Annotated in this window: 6 protein-coding genes; all 6 read left to right on the forward strand. The window is 39.5% G+C overall.

Going from position 1 to position 12,478, the window contains the following annotated elements:
* Positions 1-256: 256 nt before the first annotated feature.
* Positions 257-823, forward strand: coding sequence for a hypothetical protein (locus FNH22_RS29725; protein ID WP_143402170.1), 567 nt, complete (start codon positions 257-259; stop codon positions 821-823).
* 12 nt (positions 824-835) lie between these two features.
* Complete coding sequence (locus FNH22_RS29730; protein ID WP_143402171.1) at positions 836-1,555, forward strand: rhomboid family intramembrane serine protease; 720 nt, start codon at positions 836-838, stop codon at positions 1,553-1,555.
* 162 nt (positions 1,556-1,717) lie between these two features.
* Positions 1,718-4,870 carry a HEAT repeat domain-containing protein gene (locus tag FNH22_RS29735; protein WP_143402172.1) on the forward strand — a complete coding sequence of 1,051 codons (3,153 nt, stop codon included), beginning with the start codon at positions 1,718-1,720 and terminating at the stop codon, positions 4,868-4,870.
* Between the two features lie 129 nt (positions 4,871-4,999).
* Positions 5,000-8,140 (forward strand): High-affnity carbon uptake protein Hat/HatR, encoded by a 3,141-nt coding sequence (locus FNH22_RS29740; RefSeq protein ID WP_143402173.1) that lies wholly within the window; start codon positions 5,000-5,002, stop codon positions 8,138-8,140.
* Positions 8,141-8,223: 83 nt separating this feature from the next.
* Positions 8,224-9,231 carry a porin family protein gene (locus tag FNH22_RS29745; protein WP_143402174.1) on the forward strand — a complete coding sequence of 336 codons (1,008 nt, stop codon included), beginning with the start codon at positions 8,224-8,226 and terminating at the stop codon, positions 9,229-9,231.
* Positions 9,228-10,493: a hypothetical protein gene (locus tag FNH22_RS29750; RefSeq protein ID WP_143402175.1), complete on the forward strand. Its 1,266-nt coding sequence runs from the start codon at positions 9,228-9,230 to the stop codon at positions 10,491-10,493. The genes FNH22_RS29745 and FNH22_RS29750 overlap by 4 nt, the downstream gene beginning before the upstream one ends.
* Positions 10,494-12,478 lie beyond the last annotated feature (1,985 nt).

Consider the following 12,478-nt stretch of genomic DNA (forward strand, 5'->3'; position numbering starts at 1 on the left):
TTTAAATAGTTGGTTACGGTTCTTTAAAGTAATTCCTACCAAGAAGTCGTTTTTTTGATAATTATAACTTTATTTTTTTATATAAAGTTAAAGGCCAGTGGTATGTATGGAGTATGGTGATGTTTTGCAAAGGTTGGAAAAAATCACACTAGTAACACTTAAATCATTTTTATGTCAGTTATTCATTGGTTTTCAGCTTGTGAATAAAGTCAATTTATTATAAATTCAGTTATTATTAACTCTTCTCTATAAAGCGATGAAGACAACAAATGGAGGTTTTGACCCAAAGGTCATCCAAGAATATAAGGACAAAATAGAAGCAACTGGAAAGAGTTATTTGATAATCGATTCCGAAGATAATTCTGAAGAGTATGTAAACTTTTTCTTCATTGGAATATATGAGGGTAAGGAAGTGGTCTATGATACGGTTATTTACACTCTTCGATTGCACCATACAAGTGAAATGTATGAGGTGGCAGAACATAGAGCGGCCAAGCATTTTCCTGAATTTAAGAAAATAAAATATGAGGAAGATGAAAATGGTGATCTTGCAGCACTGGATAACCTGGAAGAAGAAATAGGCCTTTTTATGGCAGAAGTCATTATGGAGTTAGAGGCGGAAGATGAAATTAAAGTACATGAACACGTCGCTTTAGATGCTAATCTGGATTTTGGTATAGGATTGGATGTAGCACTAAATGTCGGGGAAATAGATTCTGGAGTTATTGAAAGTTTTGTAGAACGATACAATAATGATACTCTTGAGTTAGATACTACTGCTTATTCTTTTCAGATTGAAAGTGAAGAGCTAATGAAACGTTAGGCATATGTTCGGATGGGAGAGGGGAAAAAGCTAAAATCAGGGCTTTACATCACACTAACCTTTGTAGCGCTGATATGGTCAATTAAGATCATAGAATATGGATTTAGTATTGATCTTAGCGGTTACGGTATTTTACCGCGCACATTAAAGGGATCAATTGGCATTTTTACAGCTCCTTTAATACATGGTGACATATTCCATTTATTATCTAATACGTTTCCTCTTTTGATTCTGGGTATTGCCGTCTTTTACTTTTATGATAAAATTGCTTCATGGGTAATAGTGATGATTTATACTATGACAGGCTTTTGGGTCTGGATAGCAGCGCGTGACGCTTACCATATTGGAGCCAGTGGTCTCGTATATGGTATGCTCACTTTTCTACTATTCAGTGGGTTTTTGAGAAGAGACAGAGCTACTCTATCTATTTCCTTTATGATACTTGTTCTATACGGAGGGTCTTTTTTTGCTGGAATACTTCCCGGGGAAAAACACATTTCATGGGAATCGCATCTCATGGGGGCTATTGCCGGTATATTTTGTGCTGTTTATTTTAAAAATTCGGGTAAACCGGATGATCCATCAGATGAAAGTGATGAACAAAATATTCAGCTTACTGAGTATCATTATACATATGTAGCCAGTAAGAAAGAAGGAGAACCTAAAAAGTATCATACCAAGTTGCCAATTGAATCAACAAGTGGAAACAAAGGCGACAATCTATTTGCCTGAGTTTTTATTGTTATTTTAAGCTTTTATATATATTCTGTACGAGCGGTATACGTTTATATAGTGATTTAGATCATGTTAAAATGCTGATTTGCAGATCGTTCGTTCTTGTTATATTTACCATTATTATCTACATTGAGCTATGTTTTTTTAAACTTATCATAAATGCTTAAAGCATTATTCGCAGCCCTTAACGTACGTCCTAAGGAAGAGCATCAGGTTCTGCTACTTCTGGGAAAGGGTTTTTTCATGGGTATATTTCTGGCCACATACCAGATAAGTGCTGAAACTCTTTTTTTAAATCGGATGGAGCACTATCTGAAAGAAGCCATATTGTTTTCAGGTATTCTGGGAATATTGACAACAGCTCTTTTTTCATACTTACAAAATCGAATAACCTTTAGTAAACTTACATTAGGCAATCTTCTGCTTATCTGTGCTGCTACATTTGCAATGTATATTATTTTTGAAAAAGGCAGCCCGGGAGTGCAGGACTATATGATTTTCATAATGTTTGCACTGACAGGCCCTATAATGGCAGTTTGTTTGTTAGGCTTTTGGGGAATATTTGGAAGGCTATTTGACTTACGGCAATCTAAAAGAATAATAGGGGGAATTGATATAGGTCAGCTATCTGCCGCTATATTGGCCTCGCTCACCATTCCATTTCTTGGGAAGCTAATACCTGATACGGCAGATTATTTTTTGATCTCCGGGGTTAGTCTGTTGATTTCTTCCATCTTTTTGCTGTTTATCAGTTCAAACTTTGACCTTTCGAAAGCAGAGATTTCCAATGTCCAGGGAAAGGTGGCCGATACCAGCGCCAGAGCACTTACCAAAGATAAGTATGTAAAATTGATGTCTATCTTCCTCATTTTCTCAATGATAGCGTTCACGTTCGTGCAATTTTCATTTCAAAATGTAGTGGCCAGTCAATACCCTGATGAAGATGACTTAAGGAATTTTTTGTCTTTTTTTACGCTGGCAATCCTCATTCTGGGGTTATTGATGCAGACCTTCGTGAATGATAAGATTATAAGCGAATATGGCCTGAAGGTTACATTGACTATCCTGCCTGTTATTTTAATGTTGTTTACTGTAGGTGCAATAGTAGCAGGTAATCTGTTTGGTTATACGACAAGCGATCAATCCTCTTTTATATGGTTTTTTCTACTGATTGCTGTTAGCCGATTGTTCAATTTTTCACTTAGAGATTCACTGGAGAACCCTACATTCAAATTGTATTTTATGCCTTTGGATAATAGGATCAGGTTTAATATTCAGACGAAAGTGGAAGGCGTTGTCAATGAAGTTGCCAGACTGATAGCGGGTGTGTTGATATTAGGTTTGTCATACCTCACATTTTTTGAACTGATACACTATTCTTATTTTCTTGTGGTTGTGATTATTGGGTATTTCTTTGTCATTGGTCAATTGCATAACGGATATAGGACTAAGATCAAAATCAAGCTCGAACAGCAACGTACAAACAGTGATGAAGAACAACAAAGCATAACACAAAAACTTACAGATGAACTGTCGGAGTCCTTGACTGATGCCAGATTAAGTAAAGTAGTTTTTTCATTTAAACTACTGGAAAAAATAGACCCGCAGTTACTGCCTAATTCTATTAACAGAATGATGGGGCATGATAGCCCTGAGATAAGAGATTTTGCGCAGAACAAAATGAGTGAAATAAAGGGTATGGATGTCTCAGACCGTTACGTTATTTCATTGAATGATAAACCAAGTGCACAAAAGCAAGTACTCAGCGGTATGGAGATCCTTGATTTGATCCAGTCAGGAGATATTGCGAACAGCAGGGTTTCGAAACTTGCCAAATCGGTAAATTGGGAAGACAGGCAATACGCGGCAGAGCTATTAGCTAATACGGAGGAAAAAGAGAATATTTCTTTTTTAATTGAACTCCTGCATGATGTAAACCCAAAAGTCAGATTAGCAGCTATAAAAACATCTCAAAAGAGATATAACAATGAGATACTTCATGCACTTATTCGCAATTTGCCCAATCCAATTTACAGTGTCCCCGCCGCTAACGTCCTTACATTAGTTGGGGGAAAAGCACTTTCAGCACTCGAATCCGCCTTCTACCTATCAGGTCAAAATCCTGTGACCATGCAAAAGATTGTGCAGATCATGGGGAGAATAAGAGGTAATAAGGCCAAGGCACAGCTTTGGAATAAAATTGATTATCCTGATAAGGTTATGATGTCCCAGGTACTATTGGCTTTAGGGAATGCTGGCTTTAAGGCTGGAATTAACCAGATACCCCGTATCAAATATGCTATTGAATCAGATATTGAAGATATAGCATGGAATATGGCTGCCATAAATGAAGTAAGTATAGAACATTTTGGGACAAATATAAGAGAAGCACTGAAAGAGGAGATCGACTATGACGTAGATCACATATATATGCTTCTTTCCATGTTATATGATTCGCAATCCATCCAGTTGGTAAAAGAAAATATAGAAAGTAGAACAAACGAGGGTATTACTTATGCACTCGAGTTACTGGATGTGTTTCTTTCAGAAGATTTGAAACAAAGGATAATACCAGTGTTGGATGATCTTTCTTATGCAGAAAAGGCTAAAAAACTGGAATTGCTCTACCCTCGTGAAAGCCTTAATGAGAAAATGGTGCTTAAATATTTGTTGAACCGTGACTTTTCACAGACCAACAGATGGACTAAGACCTGCATCATTTATCAAATTGGACTATTGGAAATAAGAGAGTTCTATTTTGATCTCATTGCAAATATTTTTAATCCGGATCCATTAATTCGTGAAATGGCTGCATGGTCGTTATATAAAATGGATACTGAAGCTTATGAAGAACATACGCTTCGGATAGAGCCCATAGAGAAAAAGCGCTTAGACGAAATAATTATCCATAGTCATTCAAAAAAAACTTCAGGTCTCAGGTTTGACAAGGTAGTATTCCTGAAGGAGATTAAGATATTCAAAAATGTATTTGGCCTCACCCTGGCGCATTTAGTAGATATTACAGAGGAGATCTTTCTAAAAGAAGGAGATATTCTGAATATCAGTGAATCACAGAACAATAATTTTTATATTGTTTACAAAGGCTCCGTGAAGATTTTGGTGAATAGGAAAATGGAAAGCGGGATCTCCAGCGGTGAATTTATAGGGGAGATTATCCAAACTGCAGAATCTAAAAATAGTTCAATTATGGCTGTAGAGGATACAGCGTTATTGAAAATAACGAAAGACAACTTCTATGAATTATTGTCGGATAATGTGGATCTCGCTAGAAAAATGGTGGAATTTGTTTAATGTGGCAAGATATAATTATTATAAATGATCATTGTTGTATTTTTAATCGCAAAGTCTTTATTTTAAAGACTTTAAGGTGTTTTTTCCTCTGGCTATAATGTTTTTTTTACATGTTTTCAGCTTAGCGCAATGCTAGAATACGATTTGAATTCAGATAAAGGCGCTCTGGAAGATAAAGATCCGGATGAATCTGTATTAGCTTCAATTCGACCCATATTTAATCCATTTCCTGGCCTTAGGCCGTTTTCCATTGAAGAATGCCATTTGTTTTTTGGAAGAGAGCGACGTGTAGATGAAGTTCTTGTTAAACTGGCTGAAAATAGATTTGTAGCCATCATGGGCTACTCAGGTAGTGGTAAATCTTCATTAATGTACTGTGGGCTTATACCTGTTCTTCATGGTGGCTTTATGACTAATGCAGGCCCTAATTGGAACATTTTGGTTACACGACCGGGTGCTGCTCCTATAGAAAATCTGGCTGAATCTGTTCTTAAAATTGATCCGGAACATACACATAAATCTCCTGACGAACAGCGTATTAACAAAAATATTATGACTGCCATGCTAAGGAGCAATCCTTATGGTTTATTGGAGGCAGTCAATAGCAGAGCTGAAAAGCAAGGAGTACGGACCAATACATTACTCTTGATTGATCAGTTCGAGGAGATATTTGGCTTAGAAGAAAAAAAATCAGCATCAATAGTTGACGATGCCAGTGCCTTTGTCAATTTGATAGTAGAAGCTTGTAATCAGCCGGATAGCGATATTTATATAGCCATTACCATGCGGTCGGATTATATTGGTGAGTGTGCCAGGTTTTCCGGACTTACTGACAAGGTTAACATGAGCAATTACCTGGTACCTCAAATGACCCGGCGACAAAAGAGAATGGTCATCGAAGGACCGGTATCAGTCGGTGGTGGTGTTATATCTCAGCGATTGGTAAAACAACTCCTGAATGAGATTGATAACAATCAGGATCAATTACCTATACTGCAGCATGCACTCATGCGTACATGGGATTATTGGATTCAGTTTAGAGAGCGGGATGAACCGATTGACATCAGGCACTATAATGCGGTGGGTAAAATATCGGAAGCATTATCTCTTCATGCAGATGAGGCATACAATGAGCTGACTTCTAATCAAAAAGAAATTGCTGAAATACTTTTCAAGTCTCTTACCGAGAAAGGTTTAGACCCACTGGGAATTCGACGCGCGGTTTCTATAGGGTTAGTGGCTCAACTGGCGGAGGTAACTGAAGAGGAAGTGATAGAGGTAGTAGAAGCTTTCAGGCAGCCAGGAAGGTCATTTTTGATGCCACCATCCATGGTTGAGTTAGATAGTGAATCTCAGATTGAAATAGCGCATGAAAGTTTTATGCGCATATGGACACGTCTGAAAATCTGGGTGGATGAAGAGCATGAATCTGCCCAAATGTATCGTAGACTGTCCGATGCAGCTGCCATGTATCAGGTAGGCCGAACAGGATTATGGCGTCCACCTGACCTACAGCTGGCGTTGAACTGGCAAAAGAAACAAAAACCAACCCGCGCCTGGGCCAAGCGATACGATGAAGCATATGAAAGAGCTATCGTATTTCTGGATACCAGTCGGATTACTTACGCTGCGGAGCAAAAGAACCAGGAAATGCTTCAACGGCGATTATTACGCCGTACAAAAGTGGTAGCCCTAATTTTAGGTTTTGCGGCTGTTATTGCTGTTCTATTTCTTATAGGTGGGTACTCACAGTGGTTGGAAGCAAATAGGCAAAGAAGCATTGCAGAGGCGGAAAGCATAGAAGCACAGACACAACGAGATGAAGCTACTTACCAAAAAGAGATTGCTGAGCAGCAAAAAGAAATAGCAGAAATAGCCCAGAGAAAAGCCGAGGAAAATGAGCAAATAGCTCGGGAGGCACTTGAACAAGCCGAAATACAGCGACAAATTGCCGTAAAAAATGTTCAGATCGCCAAGACACAAACATTAATAGCTGAAGAAAAAAGAACTGAAGCGCAAGAGCAAACAATTCTGGCAGAGACAGAATTCAGACGGGCTGAAACCAATTATAACAGAGCACAGAAGTTGTTATACCAGTCTGTGGCGCAGTCTATGTCAGTTAAATCGCTAGGAATTGAAGATCAGGATTTAAAGGGAGTATTGTCCAAACAGGCTTATGTATTTAATAAAGAATATGATGGCAGAGTATTTGATCCATATATTTATAATAGTCTTTACGATGCTATGGCCAGTATTGATGGAAAAACTTATAACACGATAGGTGGACTCCATCGTAATTCTATACGCTCTGTTGTATTTGGGAAGTCATCGACTACATTTTACACTACGGGTGCTGAGGGTAAAATTGTAAAATCATCGCTCAATGGAGGAGAAAGCATATTCATATATGCTAATAAGCATCAAAACAGAGTATTGAAATTAAGTCATGACGAAAAATGGTTAGTGAATGCAAGTGACTCTTCCTACCTCCAGGTCTTTGATATTATAAACGGTACGGAACCTCAACAGATCAGTGGCCATTTATCTTACATTAATGACATAGAATTCATTCCAAGGCAGAATAAAGTTATTTCCGTCGGAGGTGACCGGCAGGTGAGAATTACAGATTTGAATACTATGACCAGTGAGTTAATTAGAAACTCAACGTTTGAATTTAAAGCATTATCGGTCAGTCCTAAAGCTGATTATATGTTGGGAGGTTCGTTGAGTGGGGCGGCAGTGTTGATTTCACTTTCTGATTACTCTGAGCAAGTATTGCTGGAATCTCCCGGCAATCCTATACATGCTGTTGCATTTAGTAAAAATGGTGATCTTATTGCCACAGGAGATGAACGTGGGATCATTAAATTAATGGATATTAAAGAAAGAAAGGTGATTAGAGAATACAAAGCCCATAAAGGCAGAGTTAGTGATCTTGAATTTAGTCCAAATGGGGGGCTTATTGCTGCCGGAAGCTTTGATGGTACCATTCAAATGTGGGCAATGGATGAACTGGACGAACTTCCTATTGAAATGACTGATAATGACGCTTATATTTGGGATATTGCGTTCAGCCCCGATTCAGATTATCTGGTAGCCGCTTGTGCCGATGGTGAAATAAGAACATGGGCTACAGATCCTGCATTAATGGCAAATAAGATATGTAATAAGTTGAAGAGAAATATGAGCCAGGAAGAATGGAAGATCTACGTTGCCAACGATATCCCCTTTAATAATACATGTGTCAACCTTCTTTTGAATGATTATTGACCTTGAGAGTTGCATTTTTTAATCTTTCGTTAATAATCTTGATACTTGGCACAGGCCGGTCTTTTGCGCAACAACCTGGTTGTGTGGAAACGTTAAACACTGCAAGACAAAATTTCACAGAAGGCCATTTGTATGGCATACCCGCATTGCTTAAGCCATGTCTGGATAATGGTTTTAACAAAACTGAAAAGATACAAGCTTATTGGTTACTAGCCAGGACATATCTGTTTATAGATGACCCCATTAGTGCTGAAGATAGTTATTTAAAGTTGCTGAAGCTGGACCCGGAATATACCGTTGATCCCGAAAATGATCCCGTAGAAATGATCTATTTAAGTCAGAAGTTTAAAACTACCCCTGTTTTTGTGTTGTTTGGTAAAATTGGTATAAATGCTTCCAAAGCCAGTCCTTTCCAAAATTTTGGAGTTGACAATACATCGGCCTCAAATGAAGCGTATTCATACAAATTTGGTTTTCATATTGGTGTTGGTACCGAGTGGAATATGTCTAATCATTTTAGCCTGGGAGTTGAATTTGATCTGGTAAGTAGGAAATATGCTTACTCGAATACATTGTTTGAGTTCGATGAACAAACTTTTGAAGAAGTACAAAGAACAATAAACATTCCTGTTTTTGTTAAATACAGAACTACATGGGGCAAAATGTATCCTTTTGTTTATTTAGGTATAAACCCGAATCGATTATTAGAGGCTTCAGCCGATGTTAACTTGATTGATAAGGCGACTTCTGATGATGAAAGTCTTTTGGAGTTTCCGGTTACGGGCCCTCGTGAAGACTTGCTTGATCAAAGAAAAAAGATTACTGCGTCATTGATTGCCGGAATTGGTATTAACTATCGCTTTGGATATAACTACATCTTCGTAGATCTACGCTATGAATATGGAATGACAAACATGATAGATATTAATAATCAATATGGAAATGACGTTCTTTTGTATAGATATGCGATCGTGGATGATGATAAAAGGTTGAATAGCTTCGCACTTAGCTTTGGCTATGTTAAGCCTCTATACAAACCACGTAAGATTTCCGAAAAAAGAGGACTCAACTTAAAAAGATTGTTTAAATGAGTTCTTTAAAGCCAATATACCATACCTGCGTATTGTTGCTATTTGGATTGTTAATGATCACTTTGCTGGTGACCTGTGATAATAAAAGTAATACAGATCCACGCTTTGAAGACCTCTTTGTTAAGTTTTATGGAGGAGACGGTAACCAGACGGGGGTTGACATGGTGGCGACCGATAATGGGTTTGTTCTGGTGGGTAATACAAGAAAGCTTAACGGTAATTCCGGCATATTTATAGTTCGTACGGATGAGCTAGGCAATGAACTGTGGTCTAATGTATATGGGAATGATCTGTCTATTGATGTTGTAGATGTAGAACTGGATAACAATAACGATGTGGTACTGGCAACTACAGTAGAAGACAATGGCGGGAACAAAGACATAATGTTTTATAAAGTGTCATTGGAAGGTCTCAAACTAGACAGTCTTATTTTTGGCGAACCTGCTTTTAACGAGGTTGCAAATGATTTGCTCATTACCTCTGACGGGGACTATATCATTACAGGTTTGACAACCAATGTGGATGTTAGCAAACCGGCGTACAGCCCTGACACAGATTTCGAGGATATCCTCTCTGTGCGGGTCACATCATCTTTCTCGGTGTTAGACCCAGCTCAATGGAGAAAAGTTTCTGGATTTTCAGGTGTGGATCGTGGAACGGCATTGGTTCAAAAGATAGATGGAACATTTCTTTTTTTTGGTACCACGGATCGCATACCTACAGGGAGCACGAACCCTCCGGAATTTAACATGTTTGTATTTCCGGCGGGTTCAAATGGAGTAGCCAACTCTGCCTCACCTTTTCAGTGGTTAGGGAACCCCCAAACCCGGGAAATAAGTGCTTCTATTACCCCTACGGTTAATCAGGGTTTTGTACTGGCAGGTACCGCAGAGGGGTCTAATGGAAGCATGAATGCTTTTTTTGCAACCTTGGGGAATAATGATGATATTATAAATAGTGGATTAATTACCCTTGAAAATAATATATCTGTCATTTCGATGATTGAAGATCAATTAAGAGGAGGGTTCTTTGTACTTGGTAATGAAATAGTGAACAATGCTTCTGAAATTTCCTTATCTAAAATAACCTTTAATGGTATTTTAGAATGGAATCGTACATTCGGAAATACGGATGATGATTTTGCAGGCTCAATATTACAGCTATCGGATGGTTCAATAGTGATAATTGGAACGGTTAGACTGGAAAGTCAAACGAAAATGAGTTTAATTAAGACGAACTCTCAAGGGTTATTAAGACCTTAAGTTTTAATTTTCAATTGGTTACATTATATTATAAAGTCTCATAAATAAATTAGCCGGATAGGATTAAGTGATGCTAAGTACCTACTGTATGATTCTGAAGAACAAAACCTTTTTAGTGGTTCTCCTAATACTATCAGGTGTTGCCTTTTTCTCTGCAAATGTTTGGGCTCAGAATGTTACTGCATCAGGCGCTAAAAAACTATGTGTTAATGGGGCTGCTGTTACGTTAGATGATATAACGGTAACTGAGATTTTAAATGATGACTTTAGCTCGACACCAGGTTCATTTACCTACATATTAAATGCCCCTGCAAACTTTGAGTTTGTTGCCACAACAGGCTCTGCCTTTACTTCTTCCGGAACAGACGTTAGTGCCATAGCATTTACACGGGGAACATCTCAATTTACGATAACATTTACTCATGCAACTGGAGGGTCAGTAGATGCTATTACTATAACAGGGTTACAGGTAACAGCTACAACTGCTGCTACCGCTGCTTCCAATATATTGGCAACAGGGACATCCGATGCGGCGAATATGGGTATTAATCATGGTACATTGTCCAGTAGTTTAATTACATCTGCAGTACTGTCCGGTGTCTCCAGCATTTGTGAAGGTGATAATGCAAATCTGTCAGTCAATTTAAGTGGAGGGACAGCTCCTTATACCTTACAAATAGATAACGGAGTGGGATTAATATCATCTTACTCAAGTGGAAGTAATATAATCGTGAGCCCGTCATCCACTACAACTTATAATCTGATCAGTGCTGTAGATAATGATGGGTGTGCGGCGGCCTCTGTATCCGGCACGCCGATGGTAACGGTGGTTTCAAATCCAGTGATCACGTCTTTCCCTTCTTCCAAGAGTGTGTGCAGTGGCTCGGGTACTTCTTTCAGCGTAGTGGCCAGCGGGACGAGTTTAGGTTATCAATGGTTTTTGAACGGGACTCCGATTTCCGGCGGAGCTATTTATGGAGGCAGCTTTACGAGTCCTACGTTAACGATCAGTAATGTTAGTGGATTGGGTGGATCGAACTATTCTGTGGTGGTTACGGAGCAGACGGCCCCAGGCTGTGCTTTAGTGGCTACTCCAGCTGCGACGCTAACGGAAGAGGTGTTACCTACAGGAGATGTGAGTGGTAGTGCGAGTATCTGCGAAGGGAGTAGTGCCACACTTACGTTTTCTTTGACGGGCACGGGTCCTTACGATGTAGATTATAGTGACGGGACGAATACGTTCAGTCTGAGTTCTATTGCCAATGGCGCTACGGTCTCAGTGAGTCCCGGCAGTACGACGAGTTACAGTGTTACCCGTGTTGCNATGTGAGTGGTAGTGCGAGTATCTGCGAAGGGAGTAGTACCACACTTACGTTTTCTTTGACGGGCACGGGTCCTTACGATGTAGATTATAGTGACGGGACGAATACGTTCAGTCTGAGTTCCATTGCCAATGGCGCTACGGTCTCAGTGAGCCCCGGCAGTACGACGAGTTACAGTGTTACCCGTGTTGCAGACCTGGGTACGAGTGGCCCGTGTCTGGCAACGAGTCTGGGCAGTGCAGCTGTGGTAACGGTGNCGTTTTCTTTGACGGGCACGGGTCCTTACGATGTAGATTATAGTGACGGGACGAATACGTTCAGTCTGAGTTCCATTGCCAATGGCGCTACTGTCTCAGTGAGCCCCGGCAGTACGACGAGTTACAGTGTTACCCGTGTTGCAGACCTGGGTACGAGTGGCCCGTGTCTGGCAACGAGTCTGGGCAGTGCAGCTGTGGTAACGGTGGTTTCAAATCCAGTGATCACATCTTTCCCTTCTTCCAAGAGTGTATGCAGTGGCTCGGGTACTTCTTTCAGCGTAGTGGCCAGCGGGACGAGTTTAGGTTATCAATGGTTTTTGAACGGGACTCCGATTTCCGGTGGAGCTATTTATGGAGGCAGCTTTACGAGTCCTACGTTAACGATCAGTAATGTTAGTGGATTGGG

Origin of the sequence: Fulvivirga sp. M361 (assembly GCF_007097395.1) — a bacterium.
Taxonomy (GTDB): domain Bacteria; phylum Bacteroidota; class Bacteroidia; order Cytophagales; family Cyclobacteriaceae; genus Fulvivirga.

Coding starts and splice junctions, on each gene's coding strand:
- FNH22_RS29725 (WP_143402170.1), top strand. CDS start 257: ATGAAGACAACAAATGGAGGTTTTGACCCAAAGGTCATCCAAGAATAT.
- FNH22_RS29730 (WP_143402171.1), top strand. CDS start 836: ATGGGAGAGGGGAAAAAGCTAAAATCAGGGCTTTACATCACACTAACC.
- FNH22_RS29735 (WP_143402172.1), top strand. CDS start 1,718: ATGCTTAAAGCATTATTCGCAGCCCTTAACGTACGTCCTAAGGAAGAG.
- FNH22_RS29740 (WP_143402173.1), top strand. CDS start 5,000: ATGCTAGAATACGATTTGAATTCAGATAAAGGCGCTCTGGAAGATAAA.
- FNH22_RS29750 (WP_143402175.1), top strand. CDS start 9,228: ATGAGTTCTTTAAAGCCAATATACCATACCTGCGTATTGTTGCTATTT.